The 21,432-nt window shown below is 50.9% G+C and carries 16 protein-coding genes and 2 riboswitches; of the genes, 1 reads left to right on the top strand and 15 read right to left on the bottom strand.

Translation table 11 applies throughout. The features are described 5' to 3' along the window. Positions 1-102 precede the first annotated feature (102 nt). From HPY28_RS23480 to kdpB (HPY28_RS23430), 11 genes are all read right to left on the bottom strand, one after another. Entirely contained in the window at positions 103-1,434 is a 1,332-nt protein-coding gene (locus HPY28_RS23480) for a DUF4179 domain-containing protein (RefSeq protein WP_174231527.1), read from the bottom strand. A 157-nt stretch (positions 1,435-1,591) separates the two neighbouring features. After that, entirely contained in the window at positions 1,592-2,446 is an 855-nt protein-coding gene (locus HPY28_RS23475) for an arginase family protein (RefSeq protein WP_174231561.1), read from the bottom strand. Between the two features lie 50 nt (positions 2,447-2,496). Further along, entirely contained in the window at positions 2,497-3,222 is a 726-nt protein-coding gene (locus HPY28_RS23470; RefSeq protein WP_174226296.1) for a hypothetical protein, read from the bottom strand. 12 nt (positions 3,223-3,234) lie between these two features. After that, positions 3,235-5,565, bottom strand: coding sequence for a universal stress protein (locus HPY28_RS23465; protein ID WP_174231526.1), 2,331 nt, complete (start codon positions 5,563-5,565; stop codon positions 3,235-3,237). 21 nt (positions 5,566-5,586) lie between these two features. Then, positions 5,587-6,150 carry a potassium-transporting ATPase subunit KdpC gene (gene kdpC, locus HPY28_RS23460; protein ID WP_174231525.1) on the bottom strand — a complete coding sequence of 188 codons (564 nt, stop codon included), beginning with the start codon at positions 6,148-6,150 and terminating at the stop codon, positions 5,587-5,589. Between the two features lie 35 nt (positions 6,151-6,185). Continuing rightward, entirely contained in the window at positions 6,186-8,225 is a 2,040-nt protein-coding gene (gene kdpB / locus HPY28_RS23455) for a potassium-transporting ATPase subunit KdpB (RefSeq protein ID WP_017247181.1), read from the bottom strand. Between the two features lie 210 nt (positions 8,226-8,435). Further along, the gene (gene kdpA / locus HPY28_RS23450) at positions 8,436-10,109 is read right to left on the bottom strand and encodes a potassium-transporting ATPase subunit KdpA (RefSeq protein ID WP_174231524.1); all 1,674 of its coding nucleotides are present in this window, start codon (positions 10,107-10,109) and stop codon (positions 8,436-8,438) included. A 58-nt stretch (positions 10,110-10,167) separates the two neighbouring features. Continuing rightward, entirely contained in the window at positions 10,168-10,245 is a 78-nt protein-coding gene (gene kdpF, locus HPY28_RS30975) for a K(+)-transporting ATPase subunit F (protein ID WP_111914364.1), read from the bottom strand. Positions 10,246-10,804: 559 nt separating this feature from the next. Further along, positions 10,805-10,951, bottom strand: a riboswitch (cyclic di-AMP (ydaO/yuaA leader). Between the two features lie 161 nt (positions 10,952-11,112). Next, positions 11,113-13,050, bottom strand: a complete 1,938-nt coding sequence (locus tag HPY28_RS23440; RefSeq protein WP_174231523.1) for a putative bifunctional diguanylate cyclase/phosphodiesterase — start codon at positions 13,048-13,050, stop codon at positions 11,113-11,115. Between the two features lie 9 nt (positions 13,051-13,059). Further along, on the bottom strand, positions 13,060-14,385 hold the full coding sequence (locus HPY28_RS23435; protein WP_173624134.1) for a methyl-accepting chemotaxis protein: 1,326 nt from the start codon (positions 14,383-14,385) through the stop codon (positions 13,060-13,062). A 37-nt stretch (positions 14,386-14,422) separates the two neighbouring features. Continuing rightward, positions 14,423-16,423: a potassium-transporting ATPase subunit KdpB gene (kdpB, locus tag HPY28_RS23430; RefSeq protein ID WP_069851937.1), complete on the bottom strand. Its 2,001-nt coding sequence runs from the start codon at positions 16,421-16,423 to the stop codon at positions 14,423-14,425. A gap of 167 nt (positions 16,424-16,590) precedes the next feature. Here kdpB (HPY28_RS23430) and HPY28_RS23425 point away from each other — a divergent pair, with 167 nt between their 5' ends. Continuing rightward, positions 16,591-16,959: a Na-translocating system protein MpsC family protein gene (locus HPY28_RS23425; RefSeq protein ID WP_017247174.1), complete on the top strand. Its 369-nt coding sequence runs from the start codon at positions 16,591-16,593 to the stop codon at positions 16,957-16,959. A gap of 56 nt (positions 16,960-17,015) precedes the next feature. Here HPY28_RS23425 and HPY28_RS23420 read toward each other — a convergent pair whose 3' ends face one another. From HPY28_RS23420 to HPY28_RS23405, 4 genes are read right to left on the bottom strand one after another with little or no spacing between them, the layout of a single operon-like run. Then, positions 17,016-17,426, bottom strand: a complete 411-nt coding sequence (locus tag HPY28_RS23420) for a hypothetical protein (protein ID WP_174231522.1) — start codon at positions 17,424-17,426, stop codon at positions 17,016-17,018. 17 nt (positions 17,427-17,443) lie between these two features. Beyond that, complete coding sequence (locus HPY28_RS23415; protein WP_173624135.1) at positions 17,444-18,379, bottom strand: glycine betaine ABC transporter substrate-binding protein; 936 nt, start codon at positions 18,377-18,379, stop codon at positions 17,444-17,446. Continuing rightward, positions 18,376-19,215 (bottom strand): ABC transporter permease, encoded by an 840-nt coding sequence (locus tag HPY28_RS23410; protein WP_069851933.1) that lies wholly within the window; start codon positions 19,213-19,215, stop codon positions 18,376-18,378. The genes HPY28_RS23415 and HPY28_RS23410 overlap by 4 nt, the downstream gene beginning before the upstream one ends. Continuing rightward, positions 19,199-20,425: a quaternary amine ABC transporter ATP-binding protein gene (locus HPY28_RS23405; protein ID WP_017247170.1), complete on the bottom strand. Its 1,227-nt coding sequence runs from the start codon at positions 20,423-20,425 to the stop codon at positions 19,199-19,201. Before HPY28_RS23405 ends, HPY28_RS23410 begins: the two co-directional genes overlap by 17 nt. Positions 20,426-20,819: 394 nt before the next feature. Next, a riboswitch (cyclic di-AMP (ydaO/yuaA leader) is annotated at positions 20,820-20,966 on the bottom strand. Between the last annotated feature and the right edge of the window lie 466 nt (positions 20,967-21,432).

Here is a 21,432-nt window from a genome sequence, read left to right as displayed (position 1 = left end):
AACCGATCAGCCTTTGGGGAATGCTGCGCAGCTTCCGTTTTGGGTGATTCACCACTAATACGAATTTGCTGGAAAATCCTTTCTCCTCTTTTTAAAAAAATCTTATTTTCCTGTCAAAAGAGGTACTTCAACGTTCACATCGCGATGCTCCTTCAACATACTGTCAAAGGTGATCGTCATTTGCTTCGGCAAGGATTTCATCTCCTCGATTTCCAAATTCCCGCTTACTTTCATCCTTCCATTTTGATTGGCGGATTCCTCGACATGGTATACCGCACTGTACTTTTTGCCCTTTTCGTCCGTCACGTACCATGTATCAAACGGGAAGATCCCCACAACTCCTTCCGCTAGCGTCCCCTCAAACTCGATGTTGTGGCGATCCTCTCTGCTTCCCTTAGATACCTTGTGAAACGTGAAGCGAGTCCCATTCTTTTCTGCCGTAACTGGTTTTGCTCCCACACTGGCAGGGTCCAGTTTTACGCTGAATCCTGGCTCTTCCTCTGTATAAACAGCTTGCAGCTTAAAGGTTAGACCATTCGATTCTTTCAGGTCGTGGAAGTAATGAAATTGTCGCAGCCCTTTTTCCACTGGAGCAGACTCGCGCCATTTCATCGTATTGATTACGTTTTTCTGAATGCTCTCATCATGGATAGCAACTGCAGAGTCCCATGCGCCAAGGACGACTCCCTTTTCATTGACAAGCTGATAGCTGAAGTCCTTGTTATTCGAATCAATCACCACTTCTGTTCCACTCGGTGCAAAGGTAATCTCTCGCAAATCGAACTGAAATCCTTGGGCAGAGGTATAGGACTGATTGACAGCCACTGTTTTCGTCGCAGCCTTTGCTTTTTTCAAGTTCACGGGTACCGACAGCTGCCAGTTGCCTTTGGTACTGCCCATCTTTTTCATGTGGAACTCTACGACCAGCTCGTTCGGCAGCTTGTTCCCATCGTCAAAATAGCTTCTGAGCTCATGTTCAAACAGGATGTAATTTCCTATCTGGTTTGTTTTCCACGACACTTGATTAGGGGATGAGCTATGTAAAACCTTGCCCGCTTTATCCTTGATCGTGATTTCTTGATATTCATGGGTGGGGGCGTGGAAATTATCCCAATACACATCTGTTGTCTTGCCGTCTTTGTCTTTTACCCCGGCGATGATACTGATGCGCAGCGGGTCTGCTAGAACCTCTTTTGCTTCCAAGGTAAAGCCTTGATCGGTCACTTTCAGATCAAGCGGCTGGGCAAATCCATTTTGAGCGGCTTGCAAAATTCCAGGATCTCCAGCCTTTTGCGAGACAAACAAGCTAGTATTCACAGACGGTGCTGCATTCACCACTGTTGCCTGACTATTTGTGAAAAGCGCCGGGGACACGAGGATTCCCGTTGATACAACGACTGCCAATGCTGCCACACTTAATGCCATCTTTTTCATAACTGCTCCACTCCTTGTTTTCCTAGATTCACTCTATATTCACGAGAAACAATCGTTCGGTTCACGAGGAGCACGCAAAAAAAGAGCCCGACAGCCTGAACGAATCAGGATTACCGAGCTCACTTGCTATCGAATTTATTTCATGGATGGGAGTACTTTAAACACGTGCAGCTAGTACCCGGACGAGCAACTCTACCAGTCTCCGCGCATACTCGCCTGTGGTATCCCTTGCCCCTGAGAATTCCGTTACTTCCATACTTGTCACGCGTGAATCTCGTAAGACAGTTGCCAGCAATGCCTCCACTTCCGACAGGGACAATCCAATCTCACTTGGCGAATAGGCAGCCGCCATCGCGTCTTTGTGCATGATATCTACGTCGAAATGAACGAGGATTTTCGCATCAGGCGGAATCGATTGGAGCAGATGAGAAACTCGTTCCACGATGCTTCCTTCATTGAGCTGGGCCAAGGTCATGACCTCTACGCCAAATGTCTCTCCAGGCATCTGCTGACAGCCGACAAGGCGGATTCGCTCTGCATCCCAGCCGCTTGGTTCGATCCATTGTCCGTGATCCTGAAGCAAAAACCACAATCCCATTCCTGCCGCCCCAATACAGCGGGAAGCCGATGGCACTACTGCATCCAGATGACCGTCAAGCACCAGCAGATACGCTTTCTCTTGATGAATAGCCCGATGAGCCTGCGCCGTTGCAACGACCAAACTGCAATCGCCGCCGAGCATCAAGACAAAGTCGTCTGTATCGAGCCACTCTTGCGCGTCCTTTTGCAGCACATCCCAAAGCATACGAGGAGCCGGCCAATTACGAACCGGTGGAATATTATGGCGCGGCAAATCATCGGGAAGATGCAGATTACCTACATCCTGCACATCCAAGCCACGCTGCTGCAACTGCTCGATCAATCCTGCTGTACGAAGCGCGTCCGGAGCTAATTCTGTACCAGAGACATATGCTCCTGTGAAATGCGGGATACCAGCTACTTTTACGTTTATAAACAGTCCCTCCCAAGGAAATTCATCGTATGAACATCCCTAAAAGTATATCACAGCTTCGTTTGCAATAATTGGATGAGATCACTGACAGACGGCTGTAACCAACGATCTGGCATGGATGCTTTTTCCCCGCGTAGCAATTGGCAAGCAAGCGCATTCGGATGGACATCTGCACTTAAGAAATACACTTGGTTTACAGGTTGCGGGAGTGCGTCCATGACTTCTACATATTTGTTGACATACACTTGCAACGCATCCCGATAGGCTGGAGTGGTTAGTGCCGCGCCACACCACACGTCAATTCCGGTCAACGCCTTGGCATGGGCTGCATCCAAGCTTTTTGCGAGCGAGCAGACAACGAACAACAGCTTCTCTGGCGCCAGCTTGAATCGCTTCTGATACTGTTTGGCAAAACGGGCAAGTGTCGCATTCCAAGACGGCGTATCGTAGCTGCCGAGATCAGGGATGCATTTGAGTGCTCCTACCAGTTGTTCGTCTTTTTTCATAAACAACAGACCGTCAATCACTTGAAACGAAAGCCCGGCTAATTGCCCAGACAAAAACTCACCCACCCGCTCATGCATGACGCGAGAGATTCGCTGTGAGGATTTGCGCTTTAGTTTTTGCCGTATGCGCACCTCTTCTTCCTCCAGGTAGACCCGTATCAGCCTGGAAAACAAATCTGCCTCCCTAGTTGACTCTAGTATCAGGCACTCCAAACGGCTATAGGCGTCTGCCACGCTTTGGTCCCATTGCCCTTCTTTTTCTGTGCCCATCATTAACCTCCCTCACATCATATCGGGTGCGTGATCGGCCACGACCAGCACATCCATGTGTCGGACCTCCCGCAATAATCGCTGGATGACCGAACCCTCGAGAATTTCTTTCCAGCGAGTCCGCGCCGACTGCCCGATGACGACCTGTGTCGTTCCTTTTTCGTTCATATGCAAGACCAGCTTGGTGAAAACCTTACGTCGGGAAGGGGCTTCGTATCGTTCGAAACGACCTCCGAGCCGCTCTGTTAGTGCTTTCAGCTTCGCCAGCTGTGTCTCTTCCTCTTCTGTCAGCGACGGATGATCCTGCACGTAAGCGACATCCCAGGACGCCTTCAGCCGATAGGCAATGCGGAACCCTCGGCGAATCAATCGTTCACTGTCTGCGCGCAAATTCACACAGACAAAAATGACTTCCTGCTGCCGCCAAGGCCCGCGCAACGTTCGTCGCTCCCACGCCTCCAAGCGTTCATCGACATCGTCAGCCACTTCACGCAAGGCCAGCTCTCTTAATGCGATCAAATTCCCTGTTTTGAAAAAGTTGGTCAGCGACTGCTCCACCTTTTCCATCGCGTAAATATTGCCCTCCCGCATCCGCTGACGCAGTGCTTTCGGTGAAATATCAATCAGCTCTACCTCATCTGCCTGATGCAGAATATGGTCCGGCACCGTCTCTCGCACGCGGATTCCCGTGATTTGCTCGACGCTGTCGTTCAAGCTCTCGAGGTGCTGAATATTCATCGTGGATATGACGGAAATACCCGCAGCCAAAATCTTCTCGACATCGTGGTATCGCTTCTCATAGGCACTCCCCGGCACATTCGTATGTGCCAGCTCATCTACCAATACGACCTCCGGATTTCGCCGAATAATTTCGTCCGTGTCCATTTCTTCGAGCGTCACATTTTTGTATGGAATGCGCTTGCGCGGGATAAGAGGAAGTCCCCCTACCTGCTCAATGGTTTCTTTTCGTCCATGCGTTTCCAAAAGCCCAATCACCACGTCAATGCCATTTTCGGCGAGCTCGTTTCCTTCTCTCAGCATTGTGTACGTCTTGCCGACACCAGGTGCGGCTCCTACATATACTTTTAGCGTCCCACGCTTGATTTTCCCGATTTCCTCCTGCATCTCCTCATCGGAGAGGCGTCGGTACGGATTGGCCGTTACCGCTTGTTCTCGCTTGGTCGGCATGACGCGCTCACCGTCCCGCTCAGAACGATCTGCCACGATCAAGATATCGATATTTTTCGTTTGCCGAAGAATCTTATGAACGATGGAGCCATACCATATCTCTTCCCAGCGCGTACGCTTGGACTGCCCCATGACGATTCGGGTCACATTATTCTCCATCGCATAGGCGACGAGCTCGTTTGCTACGTCTTTTTCACGTGCAAGCATCTGCTCTTCAAAGGTACCTCCGACTTTGTCCACGAGCTTTCCGATGGATCTCTTAAAAGTCGCTTCTTCCTTCGTCAACTTCTTAGATAAAGGGAGAAAACAGACGACCAAGAGCTCTCCGCCGAGTCTCTTGGCAACCTGTTGTCCGCGCCGAACCAATATCGAGCCGTTCCAATGATACTGGGCAGAAACCAGCACCTTCTCTGTGGCTCCTGAAGCCCCCACCATGCCGTGCTTCTCCCGATAATCCTCCAAATCCTCGTTTACGCCCGTAGCAACAAAACGCAGCGCGAGTTCCCGCAGCATATGCAGATTGTCTCTGCGAAACAACGGATGCTTGGTTCGAGTCGGGTTGCGATCGTCTTCTTGCAGCCGTTTCAGGATGGCTTCTGGCGTGACGTCAAGCAGCTTCACCTCGTCTGCCATGGCAAGCGTATCTTCTGGGACACACTGGTCGATCCGCACTTCTGCCTTCGTCAGTCGCTCTGCCATCTCTTTCATCCCGGCCAACTCGTAAATGTTGACCGTCGCAATCACACTTATATTGTGGTTCAGCAAATACTGAACATCGTCCAAGCTGGTTGGTCGCGGGGCATCTGGACGATTGCGATGAGCCAAACCGTCTACGAGCACGACTTCCGGATCTCGTTCGATAATCGCTGCAACGTCCAGATCATGTCTCGCTTCCCCGAGAGAATACCAGATGATTGGCTGGATTTGCTCCAAGCCCTCCCGCTTTTGCGCCAGCTTGGGATGAGTGGACTCACCTGAGCCAGCTACAACCACATCAATCCCTTTTTTCTTAAGCGTCTGCCCTTCCATTAACAGATGATAGGTTTTCCCTGAACCACTGACTGCCCCCAGAATGATTTTCAGCCTGCCCCGGTGCATTCTGGAGATGGACTGCAAGATTTCCTCCGGGGACTTTCGCCGAAACTGCTCTACCATCTCGCAGCCCTCCTTCTATCTTTACTTCTTCAATTCGTCCAAGGCCAAATTCAGCTTCACCACATTGACACGCGGCTCCCCGAAAACACCCAAGCTTCTTCCGTCTGTATTGGCTTCAATCAGTGCCTGTAGTTGTACCGGTTCGAGATTGCGCGCCTTGGCTACACGCGCTACTTGTATCTGGGCAGCTTTTGGCGAGATATGCGGGTCCAAACCGGAAGCGGAATTGGTCAGCAAATCAGCCGGGATGTCTTCCTGCTTCACGCCAGGATTCGCTGCTAGAAATGCGGCGATATCCTTTTGCGTACGTTCGATCAGAGCCGGGTTGGATGGCGCGTAGTTGTTCGAGCCAGAGCCTGCCGCATTATTATCAATAGAAGAAATGCGTCCCCAGAAGTACTTCGGATCGGTGAAGGTCTGCCCAATCAGCTCGGAGCCGACCACCTTGCCGCTCGCATCGGTGATGAGACTACCACTTGCTTGCGCAGGCATGATAACCTGTGCAACCCCTGTCATCGCCAGCGGGTAGGCAATGCCGCAAATCAGCAGCAAAACGAGGCTGAGACGCAAATTTTTCAATATCATATCGGTTCACCTGAGCTTTCTTTTTTCAATATGAGTTACACCAGATTCAATCCAACCAAAATCAAGTCAATCAGCTTGATGCCCACGAACGGAACGATAATTCCTCCCAAGCCATAGATCACCAGGTTGCGGCTAAGCAGCTTTGTCGCGCTCATTGGCGTGTATTTCACGCCTTTCATCGCCAACGGAATCAGGATCGGGATGATGATCGCATTGAAGATCAACGCGGACAGAATCGCACTTTGCGGTGTAGCCAGACCCATGATGTTGAGCGCACTCATTTGTGGGATCGCCAGCATGAACATCGCAGGAATGATCGCGAAGTATTTCGCTACGTCATTGGCGATACTGAACGTCGTCAATGCACCGCGTGTCATCAAAAGCTGCTTGCCAATCGCCACAACCTCGATGATCTTAGTCGGGTCAGAATCCAGATCGACCATGTTCGCTGCTTCCTTCGCTGCTACCGTACCCGTGTTCATCGCCAAACCGACATCGGCTTGTGCGAGAGCTGGCGCGTCATTCGTACCGTCACCTGTCATGGCGACCAGTTTGCCTGCCGCTTGTTCTTTGCGGATCAGTGCAATCTTATCTTCCGGCTTGGCTTCGGCTACGAAATCGTCCACACCTGCTTCGCGGGCAATCGTCGCTGCTGTCAGCGGGTTATCCCCCGTGCACATGACTGTACGAATTCCCATGCGGCGCAGCTCTTCAAAGCGTTCGCGCATGCCTGGCTTTACGGTATCTTTCAAGTAAATCAATCCGAGAATCGTATTGCCTTCTGCTACAGCCAATGGCGTGCCGCCCGCCGTCGCAATCCGGTTTGCTTTTTCATCCAAGTCAGCAGGGATGTTGCCCCCTTGCTCTGTTACATATTTTTTGATGGCATCGACTGCCCCTTTGCGAATGAGGACGCCGCTTGCTAGATTCGTCCCGCTCATTCTTGTTTCAGCGCGGAACTCCACACCCTCGGAACCAGGCAATACCAGTTCAGCCGGTGCCAGACCTTGTTTTTTCGCCAGCTCTACAACAGAGCGTCCTTCCGGTGTTTCGTCATGGATGGAGCTTTGTGCAGCTACACGGTTCAATTCTGTGCTTTTGCTGTCGCCTACAGTGACAAACTCAGCAGCCATCCGGTTACCATGCGTGATCGTTCCCGTTTTATCTAAAATAATCGTGTTGATGTCACCGGATGCCTCTACGGCTTTACCAGACATGGCGATGACGTTAAACTGTGTGACCCGGTCCATACCCGCAATCCCAATCGCTGACAAGAGTCCGCCAATCGTGGTCGGAATCAAGCAAACGAGCAACGCAATCAGTGTCGCAACTGGAATGGCTGCATTCACATAGTTCGCAATAGGCTGCAAGGTCGTGCAGACGATCAGGAAAATCAACGTCAAGCTAACCAACAGCGTATTCAACGCGATTTCATTCGGGGTCTTCTGTCTCTTCGCGCCCTCTACCAACGAAATCATGCGATCCAAAAACGATTCGCCGGGATCCGTCGTCACGCGGACGCGGATGCGGTCACTGACGACACGTGTACCTCCCGTGACGGAGCTGAAATCGCCACCTGCTTCTTTAATGACCGGAGCAGATTCACCCGTAATCGCAGATTCGTCCACAGAGGCGACACCCTCGACGATTTCCCCGTCGGATGGAATCAGCTCGCCTGCTTCCACTATGACCAGATCGCCTTTTCGCAGTTCTGTGGAACTGACGACTTGAATGCGTCCATCTTTCCCCACTTTTTTTGCTTGCGTGTCCTGCTTCGTTTTTTTCAAGCTCTCTGCCTGTGCTTTGCCACGACCTTCTGCCAAGGCTTCTGCGAAGTTGGCGAACAAAATCGTCACGAACAGGATAAAGCTGACAACGCCGTTGAAAAACGGGTCCGAAGCCCCCCCAAACAAATTGGGTGCAAACGTCAAGAGGAGCGTAATGAAGAATCCGATCTCTACCACGAACATGACAGGATTTTTCATCATCACACGCGGGTCCAATTTTTTGAAAGACTCGACAAAGGCCCGCTGGTACAAATCTTTAGGAAGCGCAACCGTGCGCGTTCTACTCATGGAAAATTACTCCTTTGCCTCTAGTATGGATATTTGTTCAAAAAGTCGGCTTTTCAGCACCGAGAAAGTGGCGAGAACCTGAAGAAGGAGGAGCGGAGTGTAGGGGACCTACATGAGCACCGGACTTCGAAGGTGAACGCTACTTTCGATGCCGAATTTGCTTTCACGATTACATCGTGATCAAAAGTCGACTTTTTGAACTTCCTCTAATTAACGGATCGTGAGCCACTCGGCGATTGGGCCAAGAGCAAGCACAGGCAGGAATGTCAGTGCGCCTACGATTACCACAGTCGCAATCAAAATCACCGTGAATACACTATTGTCTGTGCGCAGTGTACCCATCGTTTCTGGTACCGGCGTTTTTGCGAGCAAGGAGCCTGCTACCGCCAGCATCGTAATGATCGAAACATATCGACCGAACAGCATGACGAGTCCCGTAGAAATGTTCCAGAAAGGTGTGTTGTCGCCCAATCCTTCAAAACCGGAACCGTTGTTGGCTGCCGAAGAAGTGTACTCGTACAGCACTTGTGAAATGCCGTGGAAGCCTGGGTTCGACACTGCGGATGATCCCATTTCTGTCGCCAATGCAATAGCGGTTGGCGCCAAAATGATCAGGGGATGAACGAGAATCGCGATGGCGATCAGCTTCATCTCTTTACCTTCGATCTTGCGGCCGAGGAATTCAGGCGTACGCCCTACCATCAAGCCCGCCAAGAATACAGCCAAAATCGCATACATCAAAATGTTAATCGTTCCGACGCCATCTCCGCCGAATACGCAGTTGAGCATCATTTCACCGAGCGGAACCAAACCGCCAAGTGGCGTCAGTGTATCGTGCATGTTGTTCACGGTTCCTGTCGTTGCCGCTGTTGTCACGGCAGTGAACAAGGCGCTTTGTGCGATACCAAAACGGACTTCTTTTCCTTCCATGCTGCCCATTACTTGTGACAGGCCAGCCCGTTCCAGCGCCGGGTTACCGTTTACTTCATTGGCATACGCCGTGACCAGAAACGCCAGGAACATCGCGAACATCGCTCCAAAAATAACCCAGCCTTGCTTGCGGCTCTTCGCCATGAAGCCGAATGTGAATGGCAGTGACGCTGGGATCAAAAACATCGACATAATTTCGATCACGTTTGTTAGCGGTGTCGGGTTTTCAAATGGATGCGCGGAGTTTACCCCGAAGAATCCGCCTCCGTTTGTTCCTAAATGCTTAATGGATACGAGTGAAGCGACCGGACCGCGAGCGATTTGTTGCTCCGTTCCGCTAATAGTTGTCGCTGTTGCCGTCGGCTCCATCGTCTGCGGCACGCCTTGGGACACCAAGAGCAATGTCACGACAATCGCCAGCGGAATCAACACACGTGTATGAGCACGTACTAGGTCTACGTAGTAGTTACCGATGCTGTGCTGCCCTGTCAGCCCGCGCATGAAGGCCATCACGACCGCGATCCCTGTTGCTGGCGTCGTAAACATCAGGTAAATAATGACCAGCATTTGCGACAGGTACGACAATCCGCTCTCCCCGCTGTAATGCTGAAGATTCGTATTCGTCAAAAAGCTAATGGCCGTGTTAAAGGAAAGCAACGGCTCCATTGCCGTAATTCCACTTGGGTTTCCCGGCAGCATCCCTTGCAAACGAAGCAAGAGATAGGCAATGGCTACCATCGAAATGTTGCTGACCAGAACAGCCATTGCGTACTGCTTCCAGGTCATATCTGCTACACGAATGCCAGACAGCTTGTATATCGCTTTTTCCACCCCGCCAAAAACACGGTCCAATCGGGTCGTCTCCAGCGAAAAGGAGCGTGCCAAATATTTTCCCATCGGTATGGCGAGCACGAAAAGCACCACCAAAACCAACGCTATTTGTAAAAAGTCCACGACAGTTCCTCCTACTCCCTCTAAAAAATGGTTCCAAATAGACGAATGATTCTAACCCCTAGTATTTTTCCGGGTAAATCAATGCGTGGCACAGGTACATCGCAAGCCCTGCCACAATCAGCAGCAACCAGATCATTTCTCTTTCCCTCCCTGTTCTCTTACCACGGCGTCACAAAACTTGATGAGTGCAAAAAATACACCGAATGAAAGCGCCAAGAGCAGTATGGAAACCACGTCCATGCAATGTCCCTCCTTTTTTGCCGTACTAACTATTCCGTGAAGTCTGGCCGACTCGTCTCTCTCGCTTCCCCCTGCACAGGCTTCCTTTTTTGAAAAGACCTGCCATTTGGGAAAAAAATAGACCAATGCTTACGATTTCCCCGAAAGACCGCCGCATTTGACCGAACTGAAGATGGACAGACGAACGAAGTCGCCCGCATCCCGCGGCAAATAATACGATCCTTTGTATCGGAGAAAAAGTACTCATTGGTCTACCTAACGCCCAGCCGACTTGAAGTTGCCTTCTTTGCGTTTTGTCTCCCGTTTCCTTTTTCCGAAAACAGTTATTTACTTGTAAGTAACAACGGTCATTGACCGTTTTTGAGCAAAACGAAAAGACCTGCATTACGTTTCGAGTCAACCCTTGTCGTCCCTCAATGGATAACAAAAAGGCCTCCTCAAACAGGCGGTCTTTAGACCTCCCTCGCTTTAGCCGACGAAGTTAGCTGACGGGTAGGATGGCGAAAGAGTTTCTCATCCCTCCCACGATTCATGCGTGGGATTAACCCCTACTGATTGGGTCCTCCGTTCCCGAGTGCCTCGGGATTTGGCCATATTTGCAATTGTTGGTTACGAGTCTCATTATACGTCCGGCATAATCGGATGTTAATGTCCTATTTCAGTCTTTTTCACACGATTTTTGCGTTCTTTATCCGTGTAAGCGATTTAAACCTATCAGGCCTCATCCGATCATGATATTTCATCGTTTCTCTCCTTTTTTCATTTATTTTCCCCATACTGCAAGAGCAGTCGTGCCTGATTGTTGCATCCATTCTTCCAATTGCTCCGCAGGTAATGGCTTACTACAGTAGTAGCCCTGCATTTCATCACACTGCTGCTCACGCAAAAAGGTTAGCTGAACTTCGTTTTCCACCCCCTCCGCCAGTACGTTCATTTGCAAGCTGTGCGCCATGGCAATGATCGACTTGGCGATGACGGCATCTTCGTTTTCTGTAATATCATTCACAAACGACCGATCGATCTTTAAGCGGTTAATGGGAAAATCGCGCAAGTAGCTTAGCGAGGAGTAGCCTGTCCCAAAATCGTCGATGGACAGCCATATCCCCAGATTTTTCAGCTCATGCAGGATTCCAATGAACCGCGTGGCGTTTTGCATGACGGCACTTTCTGTAATCTCTAGCTCCAGAAATTGCGGTTGCATCTGCGTTTCTTGGAGCACCTGTTTGATCATGCCAACCAAATTCTCCTGCTGAAATTGGCGGGCTGATAGATTCACCGCTATGCGCAGGGAAGGATAGCCTGCTTCTGCCCATGCTTTGTTTTGCTGACAAGCCGTTCGAAGCACCCATTCCCCAATGGGCACAATCAAGCCAGTCTCTTCCGCCAAGGGGATAAATTCGGCTGGCGAGACCATACCCCATTCAGGATGCCGCCACCTGAGCAGTGCCTCCACCCCGACCACCTGATTTGTTTTGCAATCGAGCTGCGGCTGATAATGTAGTCTAAACTCATTGCGCTCCAACGCCTTGCGCAGCTCCTGCTCGACTGCCAGCCGTTCCGCCGCATGAAGGCTCATCGTAGACGAGTACAGGTTGTACCGATTCCTGCCCTTTTCTTTGGCACTGTACATGGCGGCATCTGCATGCTTCATGAGGGTTTGCGTATCCTCTCCATCTCTCGGGAAAATACTGATCCCGATACTTGTCGTGACAATGCATTCCCGATCCTCCACCTGAAGCGGCGATTGCAAGGACGCAATGATCCGATCTGCCAACGCAATCACCTCTGTCTCGTCAGAAATTGCAGGGAAGATCATCGTAAACTCATCTCCGCCCATGCGAGCCAATATGCCTGCCGATCCGACATTTTCCTTTAATCGATGAGAGAGCGACTGGAGCAAGCAGTCCCCGAAATAATGCCCCAAGGAGTCGTTGATGTATTTAAAACGATCCAAATCAAAAAACAGGATTGCCATCATCTGTCCTTGCTGCTTCGCCTGGGATAGCGCAATCGTCAGCTCCGCCTCGAAAAGTCGACGGTTCGGGAGATCAGTCAACGCATCGTGGTACGCCATGTGATTGATTGTCTGCTCTGCCTGCCTGCGATCCGTCACGTCGCGGATAATCCCGCGCAGCCCGGTGACACCGCCCGATTTTTCACTAATTTTCACAATGGAGCCCTCCACTAAGCGCCTCTGACCGTCACGCTGGACAAACGCCCAGTCAATTTGCTGGACAGGCGTCCCGGTATGCGACACCCACCGAAACGCGTGCTTTAGCTTCAGGGCATCTTGCTTGCCCACATACTCCTGATAGCTTGCTCCCAGCAACTCATGCGCAGGTGCTCCAAGTATTTCAGAGAGTGCAGGATTCACAGCGAGAAACCGACCTCGCTCGTCCAATTCGTAATAACCGTCTTTGATGCTCTCCAATATCGAGTGAATCTTCCTTTCCTCGTTCTCCCAATACGTTTGTTCCAGCTGATGCGTATCACAGGCGTACCTCAGAGCCATGCGATAGCAGATAGCCGTGATGATCAAGATAGGCACTAACCCAGCCAGCCATACACCTCCTCGCGTTTCCTCCGTCAAGAAGAGCAGCAACAAGACGATGACAAGCACGAGCGCGGCAACCGCAGCAGCCAGCTTTAGCGCCGTTTGTTTTTGCCTCTCGATCCGTTGCTGCTCTAGCCATAGTCCCATACCCATCACCTATGTCTTGAATCTGCGAATCAAACTTTTTTGCTGGTGAGCCAGCTTGCTGAGTGAATCAAGGCACTCACGAAACGCCTCCACCGCACTGTTTTGCTGATAGGCCGCTTGTGCCACTTGATCAGCCCGCTCAGACGCCGCCTTCGCGATATGTGCAAGCTGACCCATTTGGGCTGTCACTGTCACCGTTTTGCCCGCGGTATGATCCAGACCTGTCGCGACTTGGTTCATGTGCATGGATACTTGCTGGACCGCCAGACTAATTTTTGCAAACGCATCCCCTGCTTCCTTTACGACCGTCACGCCAGAAGCGACCTCTGTATTTCCTCCTTCGATAGACCCTACTGCCCGGGCAACGTCCTGTCGCATCTGTTCGAGCATGTCAGCGATCTGCTCCGCCGCTTGCCTGGATTGATCTGCGAGCTTTCTCACCTCACCGGCTACGACGGCGAAGCCTTTGCCTGACGCTCCCGCTCGTGCCGCTTCAATCGCAGCATTGATCGCCAAAAGATTTGTCTGATTCGCCATCGCCTTAATGATAGCCACACACGCTTCAATCTCCCTTGATCGCGTGCCCAGCTGCATCACAGCTTTCTCTGTTGTGGTAAAAGCAGCCGCAATGTCTGCCATCTGCTGCACGGTGTTTGAGATGACTTCCATTCCTGTTTCGGCCGCCGCAGAGGCACTTTTGGCTGATCCGAAGACATGCTGCGCGTACTCCTCCATTTGTTTCACAGCTTCTTCTACGTGTTCCATCGAATCGACGGTTTGATCGGAGCCTTTCATTTGCTCCCCAGCGCCATCCACCAGCTCTAGCATCGCTGCGACAACCGATCGGCTGTTTTCCGTTGCTTGCAAGGCATTCGTCGCCAGCTCCTCAGAAGCATTCGCAACATGATCCGCTCCCGTACTGATTTGCCCGATCAAATTGCGTAAATTCCGCGCCATCTGGTTAATCGCTTGGGCTACCTGCCCCACCTCATCCTGCGTGGCGATCTGAATCTCTGCTCCTGTCAAATCTCCTGCTGCCATTGTTTCTGTCGCATCGGCAATGACACGAATGGATCGGCTAATTTTTCCAGAGATGATCCAGCCCAATCCGATGATCAAAACAAACATCCCAACACTCGTCACATAAATGTAGGAAAGCTCCTCAAGCACACTCTTTTCTACTTGCCTGATTGCTTCTTCTCCAAGTCCCAAACTGGCATCATAGCGCGCATTGATTTCAACCAGCTTTGTGTAATAGAGCTGCCCCAGCACTCCGATTAGCAGGGCCGTAGCGACAAAGCCGCACATGATTTTGGAACGCAACGATACGTTCACGTGAGTACACCTCCGTATGTCATTCATAGCTGTTTGGTTACCAGAACAGTTGCAGTCCCATATCAATCAGCTTGATTCCGATGAACGGAAAAATGATTCCTCCTACGCCGTAAATCAACAAGTTCCGGACGAGAAGCTGGTTCGCATTCATGGGCACATAGCGCACTCCCCGCAATGCCAGCGGGATTAAGAGTGGGATAATAATCGCATTGAATAAAAGTGCGGATAGAACAGCACTGGACGGAGACTGCAGGTTCATGATGTTCAAAAGCTGCATCTCGGGTACTTGCTCGACCAGCATCGCAGGGATGATCGCAAAATACTTGGAAAAGTCGTTCGCGATACTAAAGGTCGTCAATGCGCCGCGGGTCATGAGAAGCTGCTTCCCGATGGAAATGACCTGCAAAATCTTCGTCGGGTCTGAATCGAGATCGACCATGTTGGCCGCTTCCTTCGCAGCCGTTGTCCCGCTGTTCATCGCGATGCCTACATCGGCTTGGGCCAGCGCTGGCGCATCATTCGTGCCATCTCCGGTCATCGCAACCATTTTCCCTTGTGCCTGCTCTTCCCGGACGATTCTGATTTTGTCCTCGGGCTTGCTCTCGGCGATAAAATCGTCGACCCCAGCTTCTTTGGCGATGGTGGCCGCTGTCAGTGGATTGTCGCCTGTGCACATGACGGTCCTAATGCCCATTTTCCGCAATTCTTCAAAACGCTCACGAATCCCGGGCTTCACCGTATCCTTCAAGTAAATCAGGCCAAGAACCTGACTGTCCTTGCATACAGCGAGTGGAGTACCACCTTGCAGCGAGATTCGCGCGCTTTTTTCTTCAAGATCTGGTGGCACCATGCCCCCCCGCTCCCTGACATAGGCACTAATGGCGCTAACTGCTCCTTTTCGATAGTGGACGCCTTTGTAATTCAAACCGCTCATGCGCTCCTCAGCAGTAAACGGGATAATCTCTCCTTCGTACGCTTTGACATCGCAGACAACCTGATTTGCTTGGGCGAGCATCATGACGGAGCTTCCCTCTGGCGTATCATCGAACAGCGAAGTGAGCACTGCGACTTCCATCAGCTCCCTCTGGTCGACTCCTGCTACAGGAACGAATTCTGCCGCCAGTCGGTTACCATACGTGATCGTGCCTGTCTTGTCCAAAATGATCGTGTTGACATCACCAGCCGCTTCTACTGCCTTACCCGACATCGCGATGACACCAAAGCGGGTGACACGATCCATCCCCGCAATGCCAATGGCCGATAACAAGCCGCCAATCGTGGTCGGAATGAGACAAACGAGCAAAACGACCAAGACGGAGATATCCAGCTCGATACCCACATACGAAGCAATCGGAACCAGGGTGACGACGACAATCAAAAAAATAAGCGTAAAGACGATAAGAACTGTATTCAAGGCAATTTCATTCGGTGCTTTTTGACGCTTGGCCCCTTCAATGAGCATAATCATCCGATCCAAAAAAGAGTCCCCGGGGTTCGTCGTAATTTTCACGATAATAGAGTCACTAATGACACGTGTCCCGCCCGTTACAGACGTCTGGTCGCTGCCCGCCCTTTTGATGACCGGAGCCGACTCGCCCGTGATCGCAGATTCATCAATGGAGGCCAAGCCATCGATAATGTCACCATCTCCTGGGATGATATCTCCTGTTTCGACCAAGACGTGATCACCTTTACGCAGTTCGCCAGATGAAATAACCTGCACACTGCCATCGGCTTTGAGTCGCTTGGCTTCCGTATCCCGCTTGGCCCTTCGCAATGTATCTGCTTGTGCTTTCCCGCGTCCTTCTGCCAATGCCTCAGCAAAATTCGCGAACAACACCGTGAATAATAAAACGGAAAAAACGACTGTATTCCACCCTACCTGATCCTCCGTACCAAAATACTTCGGAAACAACAGCATCAGCAAAATCAGAACCGTCCCGAGCTCTACGACAAACAGCACGGGATTCGATTTCATGACCAACGGGTTCAGCTTGCGAAAACTATCAAGTAGAGCCTTTCCTATCAATTGTTTCATAGCTCCTCCACATGCAATAACGCATAGATCAAATAGAGAAAAATACCAACAGCAAAAATGGAGACGATCACCACAGGAATGTCTCCCCCCTCTTTTTTCGTAGGTTGACAGCCCCAAGACGGCTGAGTAATATTAGGCACAATGATAAATTATGGGAGGTATGGCGTTTGGCCATCTCTAACAAAAAAAAGCTGGAAGCCGAAATCAGCGAAGCATTCATAAAATTTCAGCGCGATCTGATTGGACGAGGTCCACAGGAAGCGAAGACCTACATCGTCGGTGATATGGTCATCGTCAGATTTAAAGGTGTTCTCACCGTCGAAGAAAAGCATCTGTCCAGTCACGATAAAGGTCGCCGCATCGTCAAAGAAATGCGCGAGGTTCTCCGTGAGATGTACAGCGAAGAATCGGAAGAAATCGTAGAAAAGCTGACAAGCTGCAAGGTACTATCCAGCCATAGTGATATCAGCACGAAAATGGGTGAACGGATCGAGGTTTATGTATTGGACAAGGACCTCGAAAAAATATTGGGCTAATTTTACAAAGCGCGGCTCCGCCTTCATTTGCAGGCGGAGCCTTTTCTATTCCTCTCTTACCCACTCATCTGTTCGGCCAACCAGCCGTAGCCTTTATACCCGGGCTGGCTCACAATGACGTGATTCGCCCCGAGCGCCTTGTATAACATCGCGTTCCGATGTTCCTGCGTCATCACAAAAATCCGGCAGGTGCCAAGCTGCTTGAACAGTGTAATGAAGTCGCGTCCCTCCGCCCAGTCATCGGGAAAGATGTAGACGGAATGGTAGAGCAGCAAGGATTCCTGATCGCGGTAGCACTCGTCAAATGAGATGGGCAAAAAACGCTGAATCGTCTTGTCGCAAGGCCCCGCTGTCAATGAAAAGGCACCGGGATTCCTTCCCCAAAAAGCAGGCAAACTGTCACAGCTTAGTGTCTGGACAAAAGAAGTGAAAGCTTCCCCCTTGCCCATTACGAGATAATGCTTCATAGCAGCGCCTCCCTTCCTTATTGGAGATCCTCAATGGACGAGATGTTCATGTACGAAGGAACCACGAGTCCTATTTTGGTTCCGTCGAGATTCGGACCCAAATCCTCGAATTGCCCACCAAACTTTTTCAAATAGCTCGTATCTGTAGACGGCAGCCAAGCCGCAACCATCCCATCTACATCCCCAATGGCCACTCCTGCCCACATCGGTCCAGTCTGCACCTGACTCAATTCGACTTCATACCCCAGCTTCTGCTCCAGCACATGCTCTACAACGTGCGAGCTGGCAATCTCGGAATCCCATGCTACATAAGCGAGAGTCAGCTTCTCTTTTTGGACAGGCTGGATGCCCTCCACCCATTTCGCTACTTTGGCTTCGTTGTTTTTTACCCATTCCGCAGCGGCCACTTCCGGATCTTTTCCGTCAATCATTTGGACCATGACTGACTCCATATCGGCTGGCTCCCACCAGAACTTATCCAGAAATTGATAGGCAGCAGGCTGATCCTCTTTCAGCCCTTTGCGCACGATGGTATGGATTTGTTCCGCTCCGCCAAAGCCGTTCTTCGGGTCCTCCAAATATTTCAAATCCATCTTTTTAAACATCCAATGCGGCGTCCAGCCCGTAATGATAATCGGTTCCTTCGCTTCGTACGCCTTGATCAAAGCTGCTGTCATCGCTGCATCGGAGCCTTCAACAAGCTGCCATTTATCCAAGCCATACAAGTTCATGACTTCCTCTGTCTTCACCATCGAGCCTGCTCCTGCGTCGATTCCGATGATTTTGTAGTCGAGCTTTTCTCCTAGCGCGTTGTCCGACGTCTCAGAAGGAATAGGACCGACTACCGTTGCTGTCGGTATTTGTGTGTTTGTGTTTTGACTGGAGCAGCCTGCGAGCCAAGCTGTCGCTCCCATCATCACTGCCAGTAAAGCTGGAACCGCTTTGTTCATCATATGTTTCTCTCCTTTTTTCCTGCATGTTGAGTAAGCCGATCCAAGACGATAGCGATGATCACGATGGATAGCCCCGCCTCGAATCCTCTTCCTATATCCACTTGCGATACGGCGCGATATACGTCTGCACCCAAGCCTTTCGCCCCGATCATAGCCGCTATGACCACCATCGACAGGGCGAGCATGATACACTGATTGACCCCCGCCAAGATCGTCGATTTCGCATACGGCAGTTGCACTTTCACGAGCTTTTGCCACCCAGTTGCGCCAAAGGCATCCGCTGCTTCCTCCATTTCCGCTGGCACCTGACGTATGCCTAAGTTCGTGAGACGCACGATTGGCGGCAAAGCAAAAATAACGGAGGCAATGACTCCCGGCACTTCACCCAAGCCAAAGAAAAAGATTGCGGGAATCAAGTAAACAAACGCTGGCATCGTCTGCATCAAATCCAGTATTGGCGTGACCAGATTGCGAAACGTATCGTATCTCGCGCAAAGAATGCCCACCGGAATCCCGATGGCGATCGAAATCATGGTGGCAGTGAGGACGAGTCCCAATGTCTCCATCGTTTCATCCCAGTACCCCAGGTTGTGAATGAGAGAAAGTCCGACAACCGTAAAGACCATAGACGCTCTCCCTGCAAAAACCCACGCAGCGGCCCCCAGCAGCAAGATGAGAATCAGCGAAGGTATCTCTGCCAAAACCGTGGAACAGTAAGTCACCATCGTAGAGATGACGATAGACACTGGATCAAACAATACCCCTTTGTACTGACCCAGCACCTCCACGAACCCTTCCATCCATTCGCCAATCGGCAGCTTAGGCACGACGTCCATCACTCATCACCTCTGCTCTCTGGTGTTCTTGGACATTGACTTTGCCTACCAGCCCGCCTAGCACCGCTCCTTTTACGATGACACCCAACAAACGCTGCTGCTCACCCACTACCGCAATCGGGACGTGCAGGTCTGCCATCATCGGGAACAAGCTGTGCAGACGTGCGTCAGGTGAAACGGTAGGGAGGTCGGTTTTCATAATCGTCTCCAGTGAATCCCCCGTACCGATCGCGAGTGATACGTCATACGCCGTAATCAAGCCGAGCAGTGTGCGCTTTTTGTCCACGACGTACAAGCTGGACACGCCGTTATCCATCATGAGTTGCAGCGCTACTCGCGCCCCTTTGTCAGGCGTGATTGCTTCTGCCCGTTTCATCACATTTTCAGCAACGAGCACTCTGGACAGGTCGGCATCCTCGACGAACTTCCGCACGAATTCATCCGCTGGGTCTGCCATGATTTCTTCCGGGCGGCCGATCTGAATGATCTGTCCGTCTTTCATAAAGGCAATCCGATCACCCAGCCTCAACGCCTCGTGCAAGTCATGTGTAATGAACAGGATCGTCTTTTTCATCGTCATCTGAAGCTCCAGTAGCTCATCCTGCATGTCTTTTCGAATGAGCGGGTCCAGTGCACTGAACGCTTCGTCCATCAAGAGAATATCTGGATTATTAGCCAACGCCCGCGCCAATCCGACTCGCTGGCGCATCCCTCCGCTCAATTGATCCGGGTACGCATTTTCCCACTCGGTTAATCCAACGAGCGCAAGCGCTTCCCGTGCTTTTTCTTGCCGGAGTCCTGGTGGTACTTGTTGAATCTCCAAACCGAACTCGACGTTTTCTCGTACCGTCCGCTGCGGAAACAGGGCGAAGTTTTGGAAAACCATCCCGAGCTTCTTCCTCCTCACCTCGCGCAAAGCCGATGCCTTCATGTCCACGATCTCTTCCCCGTCGATCTCGATGCTTCCACTCGTTGGATCAATCAGTCGATTACACAGTCGGATTAAGGTTGACTTGCCGCTGCCGGACAGGCCCATGATCACGAAGATTTCACCTTCCTCGACTTCAAAGCTGACCTGATTCACCCCGATAGACTGGCCCGTTTGCTTGTAAATTTGTTCTTTCGTACGTCCTTCTGCCAGTAGCTTCAAGGCCAGCTCGGGCTGCTTGCCGAACACTTTTGTCAGTTGATGAACCTTCATTTTGGGCATGGTATCCCTCATCCTTCGTTTTTTCGTAAATGCAAAAAGCCTGCGAAGTTTCCACACTCCAGCAAAACCAAGCAGGCACGCTTGATTTATACTCGTGTAAAAAATCCGCAGGCTTACATAATACCTGGCATCCCTTTTCAGGACTCCCTGTACTCTGTCTTCCTGATTTCGATTGTCAGCGGTTTATGTCGCACCGACTGCCTCCCAGCGATCCACACGTTTTTCGATAACGTCTGTATGGCGTAAGCTGCTCATCGGTATTTCCATAAAAAATAGGCCGATCCATCCTTTTTCTCCAGAACAAAGGTCCCAAAGAAAAAGCCTGCATCGGCCTATCACACGCCCGCAAGGAATCCCCTTGTTGCGTATTATATGCCTAGACTTTATCCATCCATGACCTTCCCTGCTTTGGCCGACGAGGTTAGCTGACGGGTAGGATGGCAGAGAAGACTTTTCCTCATCCCTCCTGATCACTCAGGATTAACCCCAAAAGATTGGTTCCCCCGCTTCCGAGAATCTCGGAACTAGGCCGTATGTGTTGTTTCTTGATTAAGCTTGATTGTGATTTGATTATACGCTCGCTTCCAGTTATTGTGAACGTTCGTTTAGCACGGTTTTAACCGGACTTTGTCTTTCTTTATGAATCGGATTGGATTAGCTCTCGGTTACTCATTCGATTAAAGGAATCGTGCGTTATTCTCTCTCGCATGTGGGGTGGGGAGGAAACAGGAGAAAACGCTCAGCTTCTTGGAACACCTGCGAGGGAGCTTGGGTGCCCGGCTCCGTGAAAAAAGCGAAACCGCGTCCAAAGTAGTCCATCAGGATGTGGCTCAGAGGTGGACGCTCAAGGCAGTTTCTCTTTTTTTCACTGCGCCTCGGTAGGTGTGTCCAAAGATCTTCGCTTATTTCTCCTGTTTCCTCTACGAGCTGTTGGGAGTCTACATGCATTTAATGAAGCACCCCCTTGAATGCTGCTTTCAAGATGTAAACAATAGTCGCTTGGGAAG

Origin of the sequence: Brevibacillus sp. HB1.2 (assembly GCF_013332495.1) — a bacterium.
Taxonomy (GTDB): Bacteria; Bacillota; Bacilli; order Brevibacillales; family Brevibacillaceae; genus Brevibacillus; species Brevibacillus porteri.
The sequence above is the reverse complement of the archived record's forward strand: the minus strand, read 5'-3'. Positions and strand labels throughout refer to the sequence as shown.

Bases quoted from the DNA above. Each gene is read 5' to 3' on its own strand.
- HPY28_RS23480 (WP_174231527.1), bottom strand. From the start codon at position 1,434: ATGAAAAAGATGGCATTAAGTGTGGCAGCATTGGCAGTCGTTGTATCA.
- HPY28_RS23470 (WP_174226296.1), bottom strand. From the start codon at position 3,222: ATGGGCACAGAAAAAGAAGGGCAATGGGACCAAAGCGTGGCAGACGCC.
- HPY28_RS23465 (WP_174231526.1), bottom strand. From the start codon at position 5,565: ATGGTAGAGCAGTTTCGGCGAAAGTCCCCGGAGGAAATCTTGCAGTCC.
- kdpC (WP_174231525.1), bottom strand. From the start codon at position 6,150: ATGATATTGAAAAATTTGCGTCTCAGCCTCGTTTTGCTGCTGATTTGC.
- kdpB (WP_017247181.1), bottom strand. From the start codon at position 8,225: ATGAGTAGAACGCGCACGGTTGCGCTTCCTAAAGATTTGTACCAGCGG.
- kdpF (WP_111914364.1), bottom strand. From the start codon at position 10,245: ATGATCTGGTTGCTGCTGATTGTGGCAGGGCTTGCGATGTACCTGTGC.
- HPY28_RS23440 (WP_174231523.1), bottom strand. From the start codon at position 13,050: ATGGGACTATGGCTAGAGCAGCAACGGATCGAGAGGCAAAAACAAACG.
- kdpB (WP_069851937.1), bottom strand. From the start codon at position 16,423: ATGAAACAATTGATAGGAAAGGCTCTACTTGATAGTTTTCGCAAGCTG.
- HPY28_RS23420 (WP_174231522.1), bottom strand. From the start codon at position 17,426: ATGAAGCATTATCTCGTAATGGGCAAGGGGGAAGCTTTCACTTCTTTT.
- HPY28_RS23415 (WP_173624135.1), bottom strand. From the start codon at position 18,379: ATGATGAACAAAGCGGTTCCAGCTTTACTGGCAGTGATGATGGGAGCG.
- HPY28_RS23410 (WP_069851933.1), bottom strand. From the start codon at position 19,215: ATGGACGTCGTGCCTAAGCTGCCGATTGGCGAATGGATGGAAGGGTTC.
- HPY28_RS23405 (WP_017247170.1), bottom strand. From the start codon at position 20,425: ATGCCCAAAATGAAGGTTCATCAACTGACAAAAGTGTTCGGCAAGCAG.